This is a genomic window from Xanthomonas sp. XNM01 (genome assembly GCF_014851915.1).
Taxonomy (GTDB): Bacteria; Pseudomonadota; Gammaproteobacteria; order Xanthomonadales; family Xanthomonadaceae; genus Pseudoxanthomonas.
The window spans coordinates 806590-827545 of the sequence record NZ_JACVAP010000001.1 but is presented as its reverse complement, the minus strand read 5'-3'; the positions used below and the strand labels follow the sequence as shown (position 1 = coordinate 827545).

The following is a 20956-nucleotide window of genomic DNA, read 5'->3' as shown; positions in this document are numbered from 1 at the left end:
TTCTCCGCCACCTCCGGGATGGCGGTCGCGACCGGGGCCGCTCCTACACGTTCAGCAGCAGGAACTCGCGCTCCCACGAGCTGATCACGCGGAAGAACGTCTCGTACTCCTTGCGCTTGACCGAGATGTAGGCGCGCACGAAGCGTTCGCCCAGCAGCTCCTGCAGCGGCGCGCAGCCCTCCAGCTGGTCCAGCGCCTCGCCCAGCGACCGGGCCAGGGTGAAGCCCTTGTCCTGGGCGCTGTCGGACAGCGGCTCGGTCGGCGTGAGCCGTTCGCGCATGCCGAGCAGGCCGCAGGCCAGGGTCGCCGCCATCGCCAGGTAGGGATTGGCATCGGAACCGGCGAACCGGCTCTCCACCCGCATGTTCTCCGGCGTGTCCATCGGCACCCGCAGCCCGCAGGTGCGGTTGTCGTAGCCCCACTCGACGTTGATCGGCGAGACCTCGCCGAACATCAGCCGGCGGTAGGAATTGACGTTGGGCGCGAAGAACGCCATCGCCATCGGCACGTACTTCTGCAGGCCGGCCAGGTAATGGCCGAACACCGGGCTGTGCCGCGCCCTGCCCTTGCCGGTGAACACGTTGTTGCCCCTGGCATCGACCACGCTCTGGTGGATGTGCATCGCGCTGCCCGGCTCGTTCTCCATCGGCTTGGCCAGGAAGGTCGCGTAGATGCCGTGGCGCAGCGCGGCCTCGCGCATGGTGCGCTTGAACAGGAACACCTGGTCGGCCAGCGACAGCGCGCCGGCGTGGGTGAAGTTGACCTCCAGCTGGGCGGCGCCGGATTCGTGGATCAGCGTGTCCACGTCCAGTTCCATCGCGTCGCAGTAGTCGTACATCAGGTCCAGGATCGGATCGAACTCGTTGACCGCGTCGATCGAGTACGACTGGCGCGCGGTCTCCGGGCGGCCTGAACGGCCGGCCGGCGGCAGCAGCGGGAAATCGGGGTCGGTGTTCTTCTGGACGAGAAAGAACTCCAGCTCCGGCGCCACCACCGGGCGCAGGCCGAGTTCCTCGTAGGCCTCGAGCACGCGCCGCAGCACGCTGCGCGGGGCCAGTTCGTGCGGCTTGCCATCCTTGGTCTGGCAGTCGTGGATGATCTGCGCGGTCGGGTCGGCCGCCCACGGCACCATCCGCACCGTTTCAGGATCGGGCCGCAGCAGCATGTCCGAGTCCGAGGGCGAGACCAGTTCGTAGTAGTCGTCCGGATAGTCGCCGGTGACGGTGGTTGCGAAGATGCCTTCCGGCAGACGCGTGCCGTAGTCGTGCGAGAACTTGTCGGCCGGGATGATCTTGCCGCGCGCGTTGCCGGTGATGTCCGGCACCAGGCACTCGACCTCGGTGATCCGCCGGTCCTTCAGCCAGCGCCGCAGCGAGCTCTCCTGCTGGGCGGTGGTCGGCTTGCGGCGGCTCGGGCGGGTACTCATCGGAAGGTCCGGAAGATGGGAGTCAATGGCCGCGGCGGGCGGCGTACTGGCGGCAGGCATCGCCGAAGGCGCGGAAGATGCCCAGGTAGAACGGATCGCGGGTGACCTGCCATTCCGGATGCCACTGCACGCCGAGCAGGAAACCGGGGCCGCTGCCGCGGAACGCCTCGATCACGCCATCCGGCGCGGTGGCCTCCACCTGCAGACCGGCCGCGAGCCGGGCCACACCCTGCCCGTGCAGCGAATTCACCTTCGCATGCGTACCGCCGGCGATCGCCGCCAGCAGCCCGCCGTCGGCCAGGGCGATGTCCTGCACCGGCGCGTACTGCGTTTCGAGCGGATCCTCCGGACGCTCGCGATGGTCGGACAGGCCCGGCACTTCGTGCAGCTTCTGGTGCAGGCTGCCGCCGAGCGCGACGTTGACCTCCTGGAAGCCACGGCAGATCGCCAGGATCGGCAGGCCGAGCGCGATGGCGTCGGGAATCAGGCCCAGCGTGGTCGCATCGCGTGCCGGGTCGTGCAGGTTGCCCTCCCAGCTCGATTCGGTGCCGTAATGGTGCGGCTCGATGTTGCTGTAGGCGCCAGTCAGCATCAGCCCGTCGATGCGCGTCAGCCATTGCCGGGCGTCGAGGGAGGGCAGCAGCGCGGGCAGCAGCACGGGGGTCACGCCGGCGCCGTCGATGGCGGCGCGGACGTACTTCTCGCCGGCTGCGAGGAAAGGATGCGGACCGATCTGTTTGCGGTCGGTGGGCAGGCCGACCAGCGGCGGAAGAGCCATGCGCGAGGCGTCCAATGGCGTCTGGGCAAGGTACCCCGGGCGTTTTATTTTTACAACACGGCGGCGGCTTCCCGCGCCGCCGCCATCGACGGAACGGGCATGGAACATCGGGTGCGCGACCGGGCGTTGAGTATTCTTGACGAAACCAGGCCCTGTTAAGCTGCCAGCGTCCCCGGCCCGGTGCCTGCCATGCGCCCCGACTCCGCCCTGCTGTCTTCCGATGACCGCGCGACCCTGCAGGGCTTCGGCGAGGACGGCCCGGCCCACGTCGACCTGCTGCTGCCCGACGCCAACGGCGTGCTGCGCGGCAAGCGCGTCACCGGCGCGAGCCTGTCCAAGGTCTACCGCGACGGCGTCTGCCTGCCGATGTCGCTGATCGCCGCCGACATCACCGGCAACACGGTCGAGGAGACCGGGCTGGGCTACGACATCGGCGACGAGGACCGCATCTGCCGGCCGGTCGCCGGCACGCTGCGGACGGTGCCGTGGTCGCCGCAGCCGGCCGCACAGCTGCTGCTGGCGATGGAGGACGGTGACGGCGCCCTGTTCGACGCGCACCCGCGCCAGGTGCTGGCACGGGTGCTGGACCGTTATCGCGTGCGCGGGCTGACCCCGGTGGTCGCGGTCGAACTGGAGTTCTACCTGTTCGACCGCCTGCCCGGTCCCGACGGCCGACCGCAGACCCTGCTGGACCCTGTCAGCGGCCGCCGCAACGCGAGCACACAGGTCTATTCGATGGACGACCTGGACGACAACCAGGCCTTCATCGACGCCGTCGCCGCCGCCTGCGCCGCCCAGCGCATCCCCGCCGACACGGCCGTGGCCGAGTACGCGCCCGGCCAGTTCGAGATCAACCTCAAGCACCGCGACGATGCGCTGGCCGCCTGCGACGACGCGGTGCTGCTCAAGCGCACCATCAAGGCCATCGCCCAGCAGCAGGGCGCGCTGGCCAGCTTCATGGCCAAGCCGCTGACCGGCCAGGCCGGCAACGGCCTGCACCTGCATGTCAGCGTGCTCGACACCGAGGGCCGCAACCTGTTCGCCGGCACGCCCGAGGCACCGGCCGACGCGCTGCGCCATGCCGTCGGCGGCCTGCAGCGCAGCGCACCGGACAACCTGCTGCTGTTCGCCCCGCACGCCAACAGCTACCGCCGCTTCGTCGCCAACGCCTTCGTGCCGCTCAACGACAGCTGGGGCTTCAACAACCGTACCGTGGCCATGCGCGTGCCGCATAGCGACCCGGCCAACATGCGGATCGAGCACCGCATCGCCGGTGCCGACGCCAATCCCTACCTGGTCGCCGCCGCAGTGCTGGCCGGCATGCTGGACGGCATTGAACAGCGGTGCGACCCGGGCGCGCCGATCACCGGCAACGCCTACGAGCAGGTCGAAACCCGCACGCCGGCCTGGCCCGAGGCGATCGCCGCCTTCCTGCACAGCGGTTTCGCAGCGCAGTGGTACGGCGAGCGCTTCCGCCACATCTACGGCCAGCAGAAGCTGAAGGAAATGCGCGATTTCCAGACCGAAGTCACCGACCTGGACTATGCCTGGTATCTGCGCACGGTCTGAGCCTGTGCCGCGCGCGCGGCCGGCCATGGGCCGGATCGGCGGCGGCCGTGGAGCCGATCGGGCGACCGTGCGCGACGACGCATCCGCCGCACGTCCCGCCTGCGAGCGGTGGTTCGCGCGAGCATGCCGGCATGCGCACGGAGGCATGCGATGAGCCCGGCCTACCCGCCCAGCTGGTATGCGGCCAGCGCCGCGCCACTGCCGGAACAGCCGGCGCTGCACGGCTGCCTCGACGCCGATGTCTGCATCCTCGGCGCCGGCTTCACCGGGCTGAGCGCCGCGCTGGACCTGGCCGAGGCCGGCTACCGCGTGGTGGTACTGGAAGCCGAGCGGATCGGCTGGGGCGCCTCCGGCCGCAACGGCGGCCAGGCCATCGTCGGCTACGGCTGCGAGCAGTCCACGCTGGAACACCTGCTGGGCGATGACGCCGCGCGCCGGCTGTTCGACCTGTCGCGCGAGGGCATGGGGCTGCTGCGCGACCGCATCGCCCGCCACCGCATCGCCTGCGACTGGCGCGACGGCTATGCGCACGTGCCGATCAAGCCGCGCCAGGAGCGCGAGCTGCGCGCCGACATCGTCGACATGGCGCAGCGCTACGACTATCCGCTGGAATGGTGGGGCCGCGAACGCCTGCGCGGCGTGCTCGCCAGCGACCGCTATCGCGGCGCGGTATTCGACCCGGCCAGCGGCCACCTGCACCCGCTCGAGTACGTGTTCGGCCTGGCCCGCGCGGCGATGGCGGCCGGCGTGCGGATCTTCGAGCACTCCCGCGTCACACAGCTGGTCCGGGGCACGCGGCCGGTGCTGAAGACCGCTGCTGGCGAGGTGGCGGCCGATTTCGCGGTGCTGGCGGGCAACGCCTGGCTGCGCGGCGTCGCGCCCGAACTGGAGCAGCGCGTGATGCCGGTCGGCACCTACATCGCCGCGACCGCGCCGCTGGGCGAGGCGGCGGCGCGCGCGTTGATCGGCAACGACATGGCCGTGTCCGACGCGAACTGGGCGCTGGACTACTTCCGCCTCAGCCGCGACCACCGCCTGCTGTTCGGCGGCCGCGCCAGCTATTCGAGCTTCCCGCCACCGAACCTGCGCGGCGTGATGCGCCGGCGCATCCGCGCCGTGTTCCCGCAGCTGGCGGACGTGCCGGTCGAGTACCTGTGGGGCGGCTACGTCGACATTTCGCTCAACCGTGCCCCGCACTGGGGCCGGCTGACGCCGAACGTGTACTTCGCGCAGGGTTTCTCCGGCCATGGCGTGGCCAGCACCGGCCTGGCCGGGCGGCTGATCTCCGATGCGATCCGCGGCCAGTCCGAGCGCCTGGACCTGTTCGCCAGGATCCCGCATGCGCCCTTCCCCGGCGGCCGCGCCCTGCGCACGCCGCTGCTGGTGCTGGCGATGGCCTGGTACAAGCTGCGCGACGCGCTGTGGTGAACCCGCCTTGGCGGACCGCGCCTTGGTCGAGATCTAAAGACCGCGCCCTGCCGGCCGCTAACCTCTGGTCAGTTTGCCTTCGCAGCGCCGGCATGCATGCTCTCCCATTGACGGTCCCCGCCTCCACGCTGCCGCAGCGCGTGCTGCTCGTGGAGAACTCGCGCGCCTACGTGCAGCTGGTCGCACAGGCGATCGAGCAGACCCTGAAGCTGCCGGTCACGGTGGCGGCCAGCCTGGCCGACGCGCGCCGCGCACTGGCCGAACACGACGACTGGTTCATGGTGCTCACCGGGCTGGTGCTGTCCGACGGCGACCGCGACGCGATCGTCGACTGCTTCCTGGGCCACGGGCTGCCGACGGTGATCGTCAGCGGCGTCTACGACGAGGACCTGCGCGAGCGGCTGCTGCGCCGGCAGATCATCGACTTCGTACTCAAGAACACCCCCGGCAGCCTCGACTACATCCTGTGGCTGATCCAGCGCCTGGAGCGCAACCGCCGCATCTCGGCGCTGGTCGTGGACGACTCGCCCTCGGCGCGCGCCTATGCGTCCAGCCTGCTGGAGATGTTCGGCTACCGCGTGGTGCAGGCGGCCGAAGGCACCAGCGCGCTGGAAGCGCTGGAAGCCGACCCGACCATCCGCCTGGCGGTGGTCGACCAGGAGATGCCCGGCATGCAGGGCATCGAGCTGACCCGGCGCCTGCGCGCGATGCGCGCGCGCGACCGGGTCGCGGTGATCGGGATCTCCGGACGCGACGACCCGGGCCTGGTCGCGCGCTTCCTCAAGAACGGGGCCAACGATTTCCTGCGCAAGCCGTTCTCGCGCGAGGAGTTCTTCTGCCGGGTCTCGCAGAACGTCGACCAGCTCGAGCTGATCGGCAGCCTGCAGGACCTGGCCACGCGCGACTTCCTGACCGGCCTGCCCAACCGCCGCCACTTCCTGGAGCAGGCCGAGCGCCTGGTGCCGCAGCTGCTGGACGGCAACGACCATGTCGCGGTGGCGATGCTGGACATCGACCACTTCAAGCGGATCAACGACAGCTGGGGCCACGAGACCGGCGACCATGCGCTGCGTGCGGTCGCCGCGCAGGTCTCCGTGCAGGCGCGCGCCGACGACCAGATCGGCCGCTTCGGCGGCGAGGAGTTCTGCCTGCTGGTGCCCGGCCTGGACGCCACGGAGCTGCACGTCTACTTCGAACAGCTGCGGCGCCGGATCGAGGAGCTGCAGGTGCCGATCCGTGGCGAGGCGCTGCGGATGACCGCCAGCATCGGCGTCTGCGCGGCGATGCCCGGCGACAGCCTCCACCACCTGCTGACCGAGGCGGACCGCAACCTCTACCTGGCCAAGGCCGGCGGCCGCAACCGCGTGGTGCTCTCGCCCTGAGCAAGCGCGACGGCCCGCCGACCGGCGGGCCGCCCCGGCGCTCATTCGTAGTGGTCGCGGACCAGCTGGTCGAGCAGGCGCACGCCGAAGGCGGTCGCACCCGCCGGCGAGGTCGCGGTGCCACCGGTTTCGCGCCAGGCCATGCCGGCGATGTCCAGGTGCGCCCACGGCGTGCCGTCCTGGATCCACTGGCTCAGGAAATAGGCCGCGGTCCCCGCGCCCGGGCGGCCACCGCCGTTGCGCAGGTCGGCGATCGGCGATTCCAGGTCCTTCGCGTACGAGGGATGGATCGGCATCCGCCACAGCTCCTCGCCGGTGGCCGTGCCGGACTGGACCAGCTGTGCGGCCAGCGTCTCGTCGTTGGCGAACAGGCCGGCGTATTCGTCGCCCAGTGCGGTGACGATCGCCCCGGTGAGCGTGGCCACGTCCACGATCGCGCGCGGCTGGTGGTTCTGCTGCACGTACCAGAGCGCGTCGACCAGGACCATGCGTCCTTCCGCATCGGCGCTGATGATTTCGTAGGTCTTGCCGGACATGGTGCGCACCACGTCGCCCGGACGCGATGCCGACCCCGACGGCATGTTCTCGGCCAGCGCCGCCACCGCCACCGCATTGACCGGCGCGCGACGCCCGGCCAGCGCCAGCAGCGCGCCGGTGGTGACCGCCGCGCCGGTCATGTCGTACTTCATGCGCCACATGCCGTCGGACGGCTTGATCGACAGGCCGCCGCTGTCGAAGGTGATGCCCTTGCCGACGAACGCCAGCGGCGCCTCGCCGGCCGCACCGCCGTCGTAGCGCACCACCAGCAGCCGCGCCGGGCGCACGCTGCCCTGCCCGACCGCGAGCAGGCTGCCCATGCCCAGCTTCTCCATCGCCGGCACGTCCAGTACCTCCACGCGCACGTTCGGCATGCCGCGGAACGCCGCCCGCGCACGTTCGACGAAGACTTCCGGCGACACCACGTTGCCCGGCTCGGTGACCAGGTCGCGGGCGAAACCGACCGCCGACGCCAGCGGCTGCCACTGGCTGGCGTAGCCCTGCGCTGCCGACGCGCCGGCGGCGGTCCGCGCCACCAGCGTCCGTGCGGCCGGCGCCTCGCCACTGCGATAGCGGTCGAAGCGATAGCCGCCCAGCTGCGCACCAAGCGCGATGTGCTCGGCCGCCTGCGGCTCGCTGCCGCTCCACAGCACGTTCGCCGGAGTGCCGGCATCGCCCTTGAGCCCCTGCACCGCATGGCCGCCGAAGTCCTGCAGCTGGCGCGCACTCAGCGTATCGCCGGCCACGCCGACCAGCAGCACCTGCGCATACGGACCGATGCCGGCCAGGCTCAACCGTTCGTGCTCGCCGGCCTTGAAACCGGTGGCCTCGACCGCGCGGCGCAACGCACCGCCTGCGGCCGCGTCGACCCGCTCGAACGCCTCACCCGGCGCATCGCCTGCGCGGACCGGTACCACCACCACGCCATCGGCGGGGACTTCGTAGCCGGAAAACCGCACCTCCGGGGTGGCATGGACGGCGCCGGCAAAGACCAGCAGGGACAGCGCAGAGGACAGGCAGGCGGCACGCAGCATGCGGCGGGGACTCCTTGAATGGGCGGGACGAGGGCGACGCGGGCCGATCCGGCACGCCGCATCGCGTGGCTTCCGCACTGTAAGCCAGCACGCAGCGCGCACCAAACGCGCTTGATCGCGATCAAGGTCGCGCGCCGCGCCGCGGCCTAGCCTGCGCCCATCAAGGAGGGCGCCATGGCACATCTGATCTGGCAGGACGATCTGAACACCGGGATCGAGGTGATCGACGACCAGCATCGCCGCATCGTCGACATGATCAACCAGCTGCACGCCGCGCAGAGCGGCATGTCGCGGCTGGCCGTCGGCGACGTCATCGACGAGATGGTCGACTACACGCTGTCGCATTTCGCCTTCGAGGAAGAACTGATGGAGGAAGCCGGCTATCCGTTCTGCCACGCGCACAAGCGGGTGCATGAGATCTTCACCAGGCGCGTCGCCGAATACCGGATGCGCTTCCAGGCCGGCGAGGACGTGGCCGACGAACTCAAGAACATGCTGTCGCGCTGGCTGTTCAACCACATCCGCAACGACGACAAGGCCTACTCCGAGCGGGTGCGCCGGCACCTGGACCGCTTCACCCGCGAGCACGAGCAGGGCGGCTGGCTGCGGCGCACGCTCGGGCGCCTGTTCCGCTGAGGCGGCCAGGCAGCGCCATGCCTGCGGTGCGGCGCGCTCCGCGGCCGCAGCGGGCGTCGCTGGCGGATCCCACGCCGCGCAGCAGCGCGTACCGTGGCTGCGCATGCGATGTCGCCTCTCCGTTCCCGACCACGCCGCGACACGACACCGCATCACGGGTGAGGCCCATGGCGCCTGCGACACGTACGAGCACGCGCGGCAGACGGGGATGCGTCGCTCAGTGCGCCGGCCGCCGCGGAATCATCAGCAGCGCCAGCAGGGTCAGCGCAGCCGCCGCGCTCAGGTAGTAGCCCACCCAGGACAGACCCAGGCTGCCGGCCAGCCTGGTCGCGATGTACGGCGCCGGCGAGGCACCGAGGATGCCGGCCAGGTTGAACGCCAGCGAGGCGCCGGTGTAGCGCACCGGCGTCGGGAACATCTCGGCCAGGATCGTGCCGCAGGGCCCGTAGGTCAGTCCCATCAGCGCCAGCCCGATGCACAGGAAGGCCAGCACCTGCCACGGACTGCCCGAGGCGAACAGCGGCGCGAACAGCAGGCCGAACACCAGGATACCGAGCGAGGCCAGGATCATCGCCAGGCGGCGCCCGTGCCGGTCGGCGAACAGCGCCGACAGCGGGATCGTCGCCGCGAAGCACAGCACGCCGACCATCTGCAGGAGCAGGAACTGCTCGCGGCCGTATCCGAGTTCGGCCGTCCCCCAGCTCAGTGCGAACACCGTCATCAGGTAGAACAGGACGAAGGTGGCCATCAGGGCCAGCGTGCCGGCCAGCAGCGCGCCGGGGTGTTTCGTCAGCACCGTGGCCATCGGCAGGCGTTCGCGCTCGCCGTGATCCAGGGTCTTCTGGAAGGCCGGTGTCTCGGTGATCCGCAGCCGCACCCACAGCCCGACCAGCACCAGCGCGGCGCTGGCGAGGAACGGGATGCGCCAGCCCCAGGCGAAGAACTGCGCGTCGCTGAGGAAATGGGTCAGCAGCAGGAAGATGCCGGTCGAGCACAGGAAGCCCAGTGGCGCGCCCAGCTGCGGGAACATGCCGTACCAGGCGCGCCTGCCCGGCGGCGCGTTCTCGGTGGCCAGCAGCACCGCCCCACCCCACTCCCCACCCAGGCCGAGGCCCTGCCCGAAGCGGCACAGCGCCAGCAGCGCGGGGGCCAGTACGCCGATCTGCGCGTGGGTCGGCAGCAGGCCGATCAGCACGGTGGAGACGCCCATGGTCAGCAGCGCGGCCACCAGCGTGGCCTTGCGCCCGACCCGGTCGCCGTAGTGGCCGAACAGGGCCGAGCCCAGCGGCCGCGCGAAGAACGCCAGCGCGAAGGTGGCCAGCGACTGCAGCGTCGCCGCCGCCGGCTCGGCCTCCGGGAAGAACAGCGTCGGGAATACCAGCACCGCGGCGGTGGCGTAGATGTAGAAATCGAAGAACTCGATCGTGGTGCCGATCAGGCTGGCGAACAGGATCCGGCGGGGCGACGCGGGGGCGCTCATGTCACGGGCAGGACGGCTGCAGGAGGACCGGCCGATTCTGGCAGATCGGGCGGGCGCGGCGCTGCCGGTGGCAGCCCATGGGCAGCGCCCTGCAGGCAAACCCCGATCCTGGCCGCGGATCCTGCGTCTGCCGGCATGGCCCACCTCTGGAGTTGCCATGCGTACGGCGCCTGCCGCGCACAGGAAAGGCACCGACGATGACGGGCCGATGGTGGTCGCGGGCCGCGGAGATCCGGCACGGACCACGCATGAGCCGCGGTTCTTCCGCGCAGAAGCCGCATGGGTGGTGATTGCCTTGCGCAAGACGCGCTCGCCGCTGCGGATCGATGGTGGTCGCGCTCGAGCGCGCTCCTGCGAGGCGGCGTCATGGCGTCGCATCGTCGCCGCTGCAGGAGTGGGCCTGGCGATCGCCTGGCTCGATACGGGGCTGGCCTTGAGGGCGTGATCGGCGCCGGCAAGCTCGTGCCCGATGCACCTGAAGAGTGAGCCCTTGTGCCGGTTGCGCCGGACACCGCCGCTGGTGACGCGGCATCGTGCGGTGCCGCGATGGCCTGGTGCCTAGTCCACTGCCCGCCGGCCCGCCTCGGTCAGCACGGCGAAGGTCCTGTCGCCGCGCTCTTCCACCCGCGTCCAGCCGCGGCCGGGCTGGCCGCCGATGCTATCCTCCCCCAGCCAGGCCAGCGTGCGCAACAGCACGCTCATGCGCACGCCCAGGCGCTTGGTCAGCCGCGGCAGCGAGATGCCGTCGGCCTCCTTCAGCAGCTCGCCCAGCACGGCCTGCTCCAGCGGGTCGAGCCCGGGCTCCGGCTGCTGCGGGCCGTCCTGCGTCTCCATCGTGCCGCCGGCCATCAGTCGACCAGGTTCAGGCGGATGTCGCGCGGCGCACCGCTGCCCTGCCCGGTCTCGGCCACGTGCGGGGTCACCACCACCGGTACCGACTTCGAGGTCGGCGTGCGCGATTCGTCGGCGTAGCTGGACAACGGCACCAGCGGATTGGTCTCCGGGTAGTACGCGGCTAGGCAGCCGTCCGGGATGTCGTACTCGACCAGCAGAAAGCGGCGCGCCTGACGGCGTACGCCATCGTCGCTGAGGCTTTCCAGATCCACCCAGTCGCCGGCCTTCAGGCCCAGCGCAGCGATGTCGGCCGCACTGATGAACAGCACCCGGCGCTCGCCGAACACGCCGCGGTAGCGGTCGTCCAGGCCGTAGACCGTGGTGTTGTACTGGTCGTGCGAACGCGTGGTGGCAAGATTGAACACCGGCTGGGTGCCGCGCATCCGGCGCGCCAGGTGGATCGGGTTGTCGGTCGGCACCGCGGCGGCGATGAAGTTGGCCCTGCCCGACGCGGTGGCCCACTGCCGGTCGCGCGCCGTGTTGGACAGGCGGAAGCCGCCGGGCACGCGCACGCGGGTGTTGAAGTCGTGGAAGTCGTCGAAGGTGGCCGCGATCATGTCGCGGATCCGGTCGTAGTCCTGCACCACGTCCAGCCAGGCGATCTGCGAGCGCGCGCCGAGCGTGGCATGGGCCAGGCCGGCGACGATCGCCGGCTCCGACAGCAGCGTGTCCGAGGCCGGCGGATTGATGCCCGATGACAGGTGCACCATGCTCATCGAGTCCTCCACCGTCACGCCCTGCGGGCCGGCGGCCTGCACGTCGATCTCGGTACGGCCCAGGCACGGCAGGATCAGCGCATCGGTGCCATGGACCAGATGGCTGCGGTTGAGCTTGGTGGTGACGTTGACGGTCAGCGCGCAGCGGCGCAGGCCGCGCGCGGTGGCCTCGCTGTCCGGCGTGGCGATCGCGAAATTGCCGCCCATGCCGAAGAACACCTTCGCCCGGCCATCGATCATCGCCTCGATCGCAGCGACGGTGTCGTACCCCTCGTGCCGTGGCGGGTCGAAGCCGAACACCTGCTGCACGCGGTCCAGGAACGCGGCCGGCGGCTTCTCGTAGATCATCATCGTGCGGTCGCCCTGCACGTTGCTGTGGCCACGCACCGGGCAGGCGCCCGCGCCCTCGCGGCCGAGATTGCCGCGCAGCAGCAGCAGGTTGGTGATCATGTTGATCGTGGCCACCGAGTGCTTGTGCTGGGTCACGCCCATGCCCCAGCAGGCGATCACGCGCTCGGCCTTCAGGTAGATCTCGCCGGCGCGGCGGATCTGCGCCTCGTCCAGCCCGGACTCGGCGATGATCGTGTCCCAGGACTCGGCCTGCACGTCGGCGACGAAGGCATCGAAGCCCGCGGTGTGCTCGGCGATGAAGGCGTGGTCGAGCAGCGAGGCGCCGCCGTTGCCGGTGACCTCCACGTCGCGCTCGAGCACGTGCTTGATCATCCCCTTCACTGCGGCCAGGTCGCCGCCGATCTTCAGCTGGAAGTAGTGGGATGCGATCCGCGTCGACCCGTTGGTCATCATTTCCAGCTTGTCCTGCGGATCGGCGAAGCGCTCCAGCCCGCGCTCGCGCAGCGGATTGAAGGCGACGATGCTGCAGCCCCGCCTGGCCGCCTCGCGCAGCTCGCCGAGCATGCGCGGGTGATTGGTGCCCGGGTTCTGGCCGAAGATGAGGATCGCATCGGCCTGCTCGAAATCGTGCAGCGATACCGTGCCCTTGCCCACGCCGATCTGCTTCTTCAGCGCGGTACCGGAGGACTCGTGGCACATGTTCGAGCAGTCGGGGAAGTTGTTGGTGCCGTACTCGCGCACGAACAGCTGGTACAGGAACGCGGCCTCGTTCGAGGTGCGGCCGGAGGTGTAGAAGATCGCCTCGTCCGGCGACGCCAGCGCATTCAGATGCGAGGCGATCAGCGCGAACGCCTCGTCCCAGCTGGTCGGTACGTAGTGGTCGGTGGCCGCGTCGTAGCGCATCGGCGTGGTCAGCCGGCCCTGCTGCTCCAGCCAGTAGTCGCTGTAGCCGGCCAGCTGGGCGACGCTGTACCTGGCGAACAGCTCGGGGCCGGCGCGATGCCTGGTGGCTTCGGCGGCCACGGCCTTGGCGCCGTTCTCGCAGAATTCGAAGGTCGAGGTGTGGTCGCGGTCGGGCCAGGCGCAGCCGGGGCAGTCGAAGCCGTCGGGCTGGTTGGCGTGCAGCAGCGTCTTCGCGCCCGCGACCGGCACGCCCTGCTCGGTCAGATGTTTCGCCACGCTCTTCAACGCGCCCCAGCCACCGGCCGGTGCGTCGTACCTGCGGATCGGCTGCCTGCTCATGGTGTATCGCTCCTGCCTGCATCGCCGTGCGACGGCGTCACCTGCGCCTGTCGCAGCCGCCAGGGATGGGTATAGATCACGTGGTCGTCGCCACGGACGAAGCCGGCCACGGTCAGGCCGGCCGAATCGGCCAGCGCGATCGCCAGCGCGGTCGGCGCCGAGATCGCCGCCAGCAACGCGATCCGCGCCTGCGCGGCCTTCATCGCCATTTCGTAGCTGGCGCGGCTGGTGACCACCGCGAACCCGGTGGCCGGATCGATGCCGGCGTGCTGCATCGCGCCGATCAGCTTGTCCAGCGCGTTGTGCCGGCCGACATCCTCGCGGACCAGCAGGAGCCGGCCATCGGCATCGGCCCAGCCGGCGGCGTGGATCGCGCCGGTCATCGTGTTCAGCGGCTGACGCTGCGCCAGCGCGCGCATCGCGGTGGCCAGGGCCTCGGCAGCGAAATCCCTGCCGCCTTCCGGCAGGGGGGGCGGTGTGCGCAGCACCGCCTCGATCGACTCGCTGCCGCAGACGCCGCAGCCGCTGCGGCCCTGCAGGTTGCGCCGACGCAGCAGCAGCGCCTCGGCCCGCGCCGGCGGGATTTCCAGCGCCACCGCGATGCCTTCCAGATGGGTCTGCACACCGGCCACGCGCAGTTCGTCCGCGGTGGCGACGATGCCCTCGCTGAGCGCGAAGCCCAGCGCGAAATCGGCGATGTCCTCGGGCGTGGCCATCATCACCACGAAGGGCTCGCCGTTGAAGGCGAACGCGACGGGCACCTCGGCCGCCACCAGGTCGCTTGCCGTCACGCGGATGCCCGCGCGGCTGCGTTCGACCTGGCGCGCGACGGCGCCGGGGGAGGAGGACGCCAGTGCTGGCTTGGCCGGGGTACCCATCGCGTCAACCATCAGTGGAACAGCACGAAGGCCTTCTGCAGGGTGATCCACATGCCCCAGGCCAGCGGGATGCCGACCGCCAGCCAGGCCAGGACGACCAGCAGCGGATGGCCGCCGTTGCCGATGCGATCCATGTCCGCCTGCGAGACCAGCGACACGCCGCTGGCATCGACCTTCTCATGCGCCAGCTGCTTCTCGCGCGCCAGCTCGGTGTCGCTCATGAAGTGCTTCGGGTTGACCGGACGCACCAGCAGGTTGCAGACCAGGCCAAGCACCAGCATGCCGGCGAGGATGTACATGGTGGTGTTGTAGACCTGTGACGGCGGCATGCCCAGGCCGAGCTGGTACTCGCGCATGTAGCCGATCACGAACGGGCCGAGGATGCCCGCGGTGGCCCAGGCGGTCAGCAGGCGGCCGTGGATGGCGCCGACGTGCTGGGTGCCGAACAGGTCGGCCAGGTAGGCCGGCACGGTGGCGAAACCACCGCCGTACATCGACAGGATCACGCAGAACGCTGCCACGAACAGCGCGATCGAGCCGGTGCTGCCCAGCGTCGGCGCCATCGCGTACAGCGCGATGCCGAGCACGAAGAAGATCGAATAGGTCATCTTGCGGCCGAACCTGTCCGACATCGAGGCCCAGAAGAACCGGCCGAGGATGTTGGCCAGGCTCAGCATGCCGACGAAGCCGGCCGCGATCGCGGCGATGGCCGACAGCTGCTCGCCGCTGAGGTCGCGGAACCCCACGTCGACGCCGATCAGGCGTCCGCCGAACATTTCCTGCAGCATCGGCGAGGCCAGGCCCAGCACACCGATGCCCGCCGACACGTTCAGGCACAGCACGCCCCAGACCAGCCAGAACTGCGGGATGCCCCAGACCTTGCTCACATGGACATGGCCACGGGTGATCATCGCATTGTTGCTGGCCGGCGGCGGGGTCCAGCCCTTGGGCTTCCAGCCGGTCGGCGGCACCCGGTAGCCGAACGCGCCGGCCATCATGAACACGAAATACAGGCCGGCCATGACCAGGAAGGTCTCGAACACGCCGACCGAGGTCGGGGTGGCGAAGTGGCGCATCAGCAGGTCGGCCAGCGGGCTGCCGATCAGCGCACCGCCGCCGAAGCCCATGATCGCCATGCCGGTGGCCATGCCGCGGCGGTCGGGAAACCACTTGATCAGGGTCGACACCGGCGAGATGTAGCCCAGGCCCAGACCGATGCCGCCGATCACGCCCGAGCCCAGCCACAGCATCCAGATCTGGTGCAGATGCACGCCCAGCGCGGAGATCAGCAGGCCGCCGCACCAGCACAGCGCGGCCACGAAACCGGCCTTGCGCGGGCCGACACGTTCCAGCCAGCCGCCCCAGATCGCGGCCGAACAACCCAGCAGCACGAAGAACAGCGTGTACATCCACTGCAGTTCGCTGATGTTCCAGTCGCAGGTGGTAGAGAAGATGCGCTGGAAGAACCACATCTCGGCGCCGCAGGCGACCGCCGCATCGATGCCGACGGCCTTGGACAGCGGCAGCCAGAACACGCTGAAGCCGTAGGCCATGCCGATGCACAGGTGGATCGCCAGCGCCGCCGGCGGGACCAGCCAGCGGTTGAAGCCCGGCCTGGCGACGATCCGCTCCTTGGACAACAGGCTGCCTTCCACGGCGGCCGGACTGACTGCATTTCCGGTGGTGCTCATGCCCCCTCCTCGACGTGCTGCGGCGGCGGCACCACCAATATGTCTTCACGAACATATTGAGCATGCCGGCAAGGGCGCGAGATTAGTACAGCTTCCCGCCATGGCGCAGAACTCGATGGTCTAATAATCTGTCATCGACAGCCGATTGAATCGGCCACATCCATGTCGCGCGATGCAGCATCGGGCGACCGGGGAAGCCCATGTACAAGGTTCACATCCGCCCGCACTGGGAACTGCAGACGCCGGGCGGCACCCGCCTGCCGGCGCGGCTGATCGAGCTGCTGCTGGCGGTCCACGCGACCGGATCGCTGGCCGCCGCCTGCCGCCAGATCGACCTCTCCTACCGCTACGCTTGGGGCGTGCTGCAGCAGGCGCGCAGGCAGTTCGGCCAGCCGCTGCTGCGCGCCACGCGCGGCCGCGGCGCCCAGCTCACGCCGATCGGCGAGCGCCTGGTCTGGGCCGACAAGCGCATCGCCGCACGCCTGTCGCCCACCCTGGACAGCCTGGCCACCGAGCTGGAGGCCGAGCTGCAGCGCAGCCTGCGACGCGAGGTGGCGCCGCTGCGCGTGCATGCCTCGCACGGGTTCGGCGTGGAAACGGTACGCCGCTTCATGGCCGACGCCGACGTGCCGCTGGACCTGAAGTACCGCAGTCCGGACGACGCCCTGACCGCGCTGCGCAACGATGCCTGCGACCTCGCCGGGCTGCACCTGCCGATCGGCGAGCTGGAGGCCGACCTGCTGCGGCATTACCTCGGCCGCCTGGACCTGTCGCGCGACCGCGTGGTCCACCTGGCCATGCGCCGCCAGGGCCTGATCCTGCCGCCTGGCAACCCCAAGCGCCTGCACACCCTGGCCGACCTGCTGCGCGACGACGTGCGCTTCATCCACCGCCAGCCCGGCTCCGGCACACGCCTGCTGCTGGAATGCATGCTGGCGCGGCAGGCGCTGCAGGTGTCGCGGATCCACGGCTGCGACGTGGAGGAGCTGACCCACGCCGCGGTCGCCGCCTACGTCGCCAGCGGGCTGGCCGATGCCGGCTTCGGGCTGGAGCCGCCGGCGCGCCGGTACGGGCTGGACTTCATCCCGGTGGTCACCGAGCACTACTTCTTCGTCTGCAGCAGCGCCACCCTCGACAGCGGCCGCCTGCGCCCGCTGCTGGAACTGCTGGCCAGCGACGGGCTGCGCCGCGAGCTCGGCCTGCTGCCCGGCTACGATCCGAGCTACTGCGGCCAGGTCCAGCGGCTCGAAGACGCGTTTCTCTCGATCCACAGGCTGCTGCGATGAATCCGCCCCCCGCCCTTCCACCCGGGGTCCGCCTGTCGGCCGCCACCGACGCGGACATCGACGCGATCTGCACCGCCCTGCGTGCGTTCAACCGCGAGGCGATGGGCGGCATCACGACGGAGCCGGTCGCCCTGCAGTTGCATGACGCCCAGGGCCGCCGCATCGCCGGCCTGGCCGGCACCGTGTATCTGGGCTGGCTGGCGATCGACGCACTGTGGGTCGCCGCCGACCACCGCGGCCAGGGCCTGGGCTCGCAGTTGCTGCGGGAAGCGGAGCGGCGGGCGCTGGCGGCAGGGGCGCACAGCGCGTTTCTCGACACCTTCGCCTGGCAGGCAGCGGACTTCTACCGCGCGCACGGGTATGTCGAGTTCGGGCGGCTGGAGGATTTCCCCGCCGGTCGGCCCCGGCGGTTCCTGCGCAGGACGCTGGCGCCGCAACCGGCCTGAGCGGCCGGCTCAGCCGCCGTCTTCCGGATCCGGTCCGGCGGCGCAGGCCGGCGCGACGCCGCCCTGCCCCACCTCATGCGCACGCAGCCAGTCGGCGAAGGCATCGGGCGTCAGCGGCCGCGAGAACAGGTAGCCCTGTCCCGCGTGATAGCCCTGGCGGCGCAGGATCTCGCACTGCTGCTCGCCTTCGATGCCCTCGGCCACCACCCGCAGGTCCAGGCTCTCGCAGATGGTCAGGATCGCCTTGCTCAGCGCGCGGCTCGACGCATCGCGCTCGAGGTCGTCGATGAAACTCTTGTCGAGCTTGAGCTCGCTGATCGGCAGGCGCCGCAGGTAGGCCAGACTGGAGTAGCCGGTGCCGAAGTCGTCCATCGCCAGGCGGATGCCAAGCGCATGCACGCGCTGCAGCGTGGCCTGGGTGTTCGGATCGCCGTCGAGCAGGATGCCCTCGGTCATCTCGACCACCAGATCCCGGGCCGCCAGCCCGTGCCGGGCCAGTTCCGCACCGATCAGGACGGGCAGCTCGGGATTGTGGAAATCCATCGGCGACAGGTTCACCGACACCGACGGCACCCGCAGCCCCTGCCGACGCCATTGCGCCAGCTGGCGGCAGGCGCCGCGCAGCACCCAGGCGCTGAGTTCGTGGATCAGGCCGGTGTCCTCGGCCAGGGCGATGAAGCGCGATGGCGAGACCTCTCCCCATTCCTCGTGCTGCCAGCGCGCCAGCGCCTCCACGCCGACCAGGCGTGCGTCGGCCAGGTCCACCTGCGGCTGGTAGGCCAGCCACAGCCCCGCACCGCCCTCGGCCAGCGCCGCGCGCAGCGCCGATTCGATGCTCATGCGCTCCTGCACCCAGCGGTTCATGTCCGCGCGGTAGAAGCTCACGCCGCCGCGGCGCGCGCTCTTGGCCTGGTACATGGCCATGTCCGCACGCTGCAGCAGGCTCTCGATGTCGTGGCCGTCGCCGGGAAACAGGCTGATGCCGATGCTGGCGCTGGGCGCCATGCCGACCCCGCCGATCTGGCAGGACTCGGCCAGGCGCAGGCGCAGATGGTCGAGCGCGGCGCTGATCTGGCCCGGCTCGTCGACCGGCAGCACCAGCACGAACTCGTCGCCCGACAGGCGGCCGACGATGTCCCCGGGCTGGCGCTGCTCGCACAGGCGCCGGCCGACGATGCGCAGCAGTTCGTCGCCCTGGGCGTGACCGAACACGTCGTTGACCTGCTTGAAGCGGTCCAGGTCGACGAACAGCACCGCCACCTGGCGCTGGTCGCGCGCGGCCTCGGACAGCGCACGGTCGGCCTTGGCCAGCAGCAGCGAGCGGTTGGGCAGGCCGGTCAGGCTGTCGTAGAAGGCCAGCTGGCGGATGTGCTGGCGCGACTCTTCGCGGTCCATCGCCAGCGCGCACAGGTGCGTGCCGACCTCGACCAGGCACTCCTCGATCGGGGTCGGCCCGCGCGACTGCCGGAAGTACAGCGCGAAGGTGCCGATCACCCGCCCGATGCTGTCGTGCACCGGCGCCGACCAGCACGCGTGCAGGCCCTGCGCCAGCACCATCTGGCGGGACGGCGCCCAGGCCGGATCATTGGCGATGTCGATGCTCAGCACCTGCTCGCCCCGCGCCGCGGCGGCACCGCACGCGCCGACATCAGGGCCGCTGGCCAGGCCTTCCAATGCCCGCGTGTAGGCCGGATCGAGCGCCGGTGCGGCCAGCGGATGCAGGCGGCCGTCGCGGTCGACGCTCAGGATCGACGCCACCGCGCCGGGCGCCATCCGCTCGACCTCCTGGCACAGCAGGGTCATCGTCGCTTCCAGTGGCTGGTCCCGGACCAGTGCCTCCAGCACGCGGCGCTGCAGCGATTCATGCAGTTTCGAACGGGTGATGTCGGTCAGCACGCCGATCACGCCGGTGAGCGTACCGGCTGCGTCATGGACCGGCGTATCGGTCGCCTGGACCCAGATGCGCTGGTCCGGCAACGCCAGCAGCAGGTCGTGGCGACACGCCCTGCCCTGGCCGAACCCTTCCAGCATCCGCACCAGCTGCCCGGCATCGAGGTCCGGCGCCAGCAGTTCCGCCGGCGTCCGGCCGCGCGCCTGGTCGAGGTCGTAGCCGCACAGCTGCACGAAGCCGGCGTTGACGTAGACGATGCGCCAGCGCGCATCGGTGATGTAGGCCGGCGACGCGCTGGCGTCCAGCGCCTGCGCCGTCATCCACGCGTCGGCCCGGTCGGCGATGTGCTCACTGCCGCTCATGCCTGCGTCCTGCCCAGCTCCCAAAGTCTTCGCCGTTGCCAGGCCAACTGCCACGCGCACGTCCTCCAGCTTCCCAGCATTCAACGGCCAGCGTGGCAGGAAACTTTAGCGGCGGCGAGCATGGCGGCGATGGACGCGACCAGCGGTGGCCACCGCGCAAACCGGAACGGGGCCTTGTCCATCAGGACAGGCGACTCAGGGACCGCGGCGCGGGACAGGCCTGCCCCCATCCATACGCCGCAGTGTGTCCGCGTCGCTTTGCCGGCAAGGATCACGCGCGACGCGCCCCGGCGCCTCTGGGCCCACCCGTGGGAATCTGACAGGACAAATCCGGGTCGCTCCGCGAAAGAGACTGCATCCCCGGTGACTTCACCCCCTGCGCCGGGCTCCGGACGACATGCATCCGCTTAAGGAGCCTGCCTCGTTCGACGAAGGCGTCAGGCAGCAGCCATCATTCGCCACGAGAAACAGGAACGACGCCGACGTCGCAGCCGGTCTGGCCGGCGCGTGACGTGCCAGTCCACGCGTATCCGCTGGCACCTGGGCTCAATGCACCCGGGGAGTGACGTCCGGGCGCCCCGGACCGTCCCATGCACCCGGCTGGATTCCGCGCGGGCAGACCTGCCGATACTGCTGCAGCGAACGCCGGTCGTGGAACGTCCACGGCTTGCCGTACTTGCTGTAAGGCTGGCAGTACGGCATCTCGATGTATTGCCCGGTGAACGGCGGGATCGGCTTCCAGCACGGCAAAGGGTCCAGTCGCTCGTCCTGCCCTTCGGTGCAGAACAGGAACGGGTCCTGCTGCCGGTAATCGAGCCGGGGGTTCTGCGCGGCCAGTTCGAACCCGAACAGGCCGAGCGCGACGACACCGATGCGGATGGTGGTCTTCATGATCCTTCCTTCTCCGGTTGGGCGCTTCCCCAGATGCC

17 protein-coding genes are annotated in these 20956 nt (G+C 70.4%); 7 read left to right on the top strand and 10 right to left on the bottom strand.

Annotated features, from left to right (window positions below; all coding sequences use genetic code 11):
- Positions 1-43: 43 nt before the first annotated feature.
- Both IB242_RS03650 and IB242_RS03645 read right to left on the bottom strand, forming a co-directional pair.
- Positions 44-1426 (bottom strand): glutamine synthetase family protein, encoded by a 1383-nt coding sequence (locus IB242_RS03650; protein ID WP_192275965.1) that lies wholly within the window; start codon positions 1424-1426, stop codon positions 44-46.
- Between the two features lie 22 nt (positions 1427-1448).
- Entirely contained in the window at positions 1449-2204 is a 756-nt protein-coding gene (locus tag IB242_RS03645) for a gamma-glutamyl-gamma-aminobutyrate hydrolase family protein (protein ID WP_192275963.1), read from the bottom strand.
- 189 nt (positions 2205-2393) lie between these two features.
- Here IB242_RS03645 and IB242_RS03640 point away from each other — a divergent pair, with 189 nt between their 5' ends.
- The 3 genes from IB242_RS03640 (at position 2394) to IB242_RS03630 (ending at position 6583) form a co-directional block, all read left to right on the top strand.
- Entirely contained in the window at positions 2394-3773 is a 1380-nt protein-coding gene (locus tag IB242_RS03640; RefSeq protein WP_192275960.1) for a glutamine synthetase family protein, read from the top strand.
- Between the two features lie 150 nt (positions 3774-3923).
- The gene (locus IB242_RS03635; RefSeq protein WP_192275958.1) at positions 3924-5201 is read left to right on the top strand and encodes an FAD-binding oxidoreductase; all 1278 of its coding nucleotides are present in this window, start codon (positions 3924-3926) and stop codon (positions 5199-5201) included.
- 107 nt (positions 5202-5308) lie between these two features.
- Positions 5309-6583, top strand: a complete 1275-nt coding sequence (locus IB242_RS03630) for a diguanylate cyclase (protein ID WP_225539993.1) — start codon at positions 5309-5311, stop codon at positions 6581-6583.
- Between the two features lie 41 nt (positions 6584-6624).
- Here the strand turns inward: IB242_RS03630 and IB242_RS03625 are convergent, their stop codons facing one another.
- On the bottom strand, positions 6625-8154 hold the full coding sequence (locus IB242_RS03625; protein ID WP_192275954.1) for a leucyl aminopeptidase: 1530 nt from the start codon (positions 8152-8154) through the stop codon (positions 6625-6627).
- A 174-nt stretch (positions 8155-8328) separates the two neighbouring features.
- Here IB242_RS03625 and IB242_RS03620 point away from each other — a divergent pair, with 174 nt between their 5' ends.
- Positions 8329-8790: a bacteriohemerythrin gene (locus IB242_RS03620; RefSeq protein WP_192275952.1), complete on the top strand. Its 462-nt coding sequence runs from the start codon at positions 8329-8331 to the stop codon at positions 8788-8790.
- A 217-nt stretch (positions 8791-9007) separates the two neighbouring features.
- Here IB242_RS03620 and IB242_RS03615 read toward each other — a convergent pair whose 3' ends face one another.
- A complete protein-coding gene (locus IB242_RS03615; RefSeq protein WP_192275950.1) occupies positions 9008-10270 on the bottom strand; it encodes an MFS transporter in 1263 nt (420 codons plus the stop codon).
- Between the two features lie 157 nt (positions 10271-10427).
- On the opposite strand from IB242_RS03615, the gene IB242_RS03610 reads away from it, so the two are divergent.
- Positions 10428-10715, top strand: coding sequence for a hypothetical protein (locus tag IB242_RS03610; RefSeq protein ID WP_192275948.1), 288 nt, complete (start codon positions 10428-10430; stop codon positions 10713-10715).
- Positions 10716-10828: 113 nt separating this feature from the next.
- Here the strand turns inward: IB242_RS03610 and IB242_RS03605 are convergent, their stop codons facing one another.
- From IB242_RS03605 to IB242_RS03590, 4 genes are read right to left on the bottom strand one after another with little or no spacing between them, the layout of a single operon-like run.
- Positions 10829-11104: a hypothetical protein gene (locus IB242_RS03605; RefSeq protein ID WP_225540180.1), complete on the bottom strand. Its 276-nt coding sequence runs from the start codon at positions 11102-11104 to the stop codon at positions 10829-10831.
- A 14-nt stretch (positions 11105-11118) separates the two neighbouring features.
- Entirely contained in the window at positions 11119-13473 is a 2355-nt protein-coding gene (locus IB242_RS03600) for an FdhF/YdeP family oxidoreductase (RefSeq protein WP_192275946.1), read from the bottom strand.
- The gene (gene fdhD, locus IB242_RS03595) at positions 13470-14351 is read right to left on the bottom strand and encodes a formate dehydrogenase accessory sulfurtransferase FdhD (RefSeq protein WP_225539991.1); all 882 of its coding nucleotides are present in this window, start codon (positions 14349-14351) and stop codon (positions 13470-13472) included. Before fdhD ends, IB242_RS03600 begins: the two co-directional genes overlap by 4 nt.
- Before the next feature lie 11 nt (positions 14352-14362).
- A complete protein-coding gene (locus IB242_RS03590) occupies positions 14363-16042 on the bottom strand; it encodes an OFA family MFS transporter (RefSeq protein ID WP_192275942.1) in 1680 nt (559 codons plus the stop codon).
- A 200-nt stretch (positions 16043-16242) separates the two neighbouring features.
- On the opposite strand from IB242_RS03590, the gene IB242_RS03585 reads away from it, so the two are divergent.
- Together IB242_RS03585 and IB242_RS03580 are read left to right on the top strand one after the other, a co-directional pair.
- Complete coding sequence (locus tag IB242_RS03585) at positions 16243-17328, top strand: substrate-binding domain-containing protein (RefSeq protein WP_192275940.1); 1086 nt, start codon at positions 16243-16245, stop codon at positions 17326-17328.
- Positions 17325-17774 carry a GNAT family N-acetyltransferase gene (locus IB242_RS03580; RefSeq protein ID WP_192275938.1) on the top strand — a complete coding sequence of 150 codons (450 nt, stop codon included), beginning with the start codon at positions 17325-17327 and terminating at the stop codon, positions 17772-17774. The genes IB242_RS03585 and IB242_RS03580 overlap by 4 nt, the downstream gene beginning before the upstream one ends.
- A 9-nt stretch (positions 17775-17783) precedes the next feature.
- On the opposite strand, the gene IB242_RS03575 is transcribed toward IB242_RS03580, so the two are convergent.
- Positions 17784-20027, bottom strand: a complete 2244-nt coding sequence (locus IB242_RS03575; protein WP_192275936.1) for an EAL domain-containing protein — start codon at positions 20025-20027, stop codon at positions 17784-17786.
- Positions 20028-20573: 546 nt separating this feature from the next.
- Positions 20574-20918 carry a hypothetical protein gene (locus IB242_RS03570; RefSeq protein WP_192275934.1) on the bottom strand — a complete coding sequence of 115 codons (345 nt, stop codon included), beginning with the start codon at positions 20916-20918 and terminating at the stop codon, positions 20574-20576.
- Positions 20919-20956: the final 38 nt, after the last annotated feature.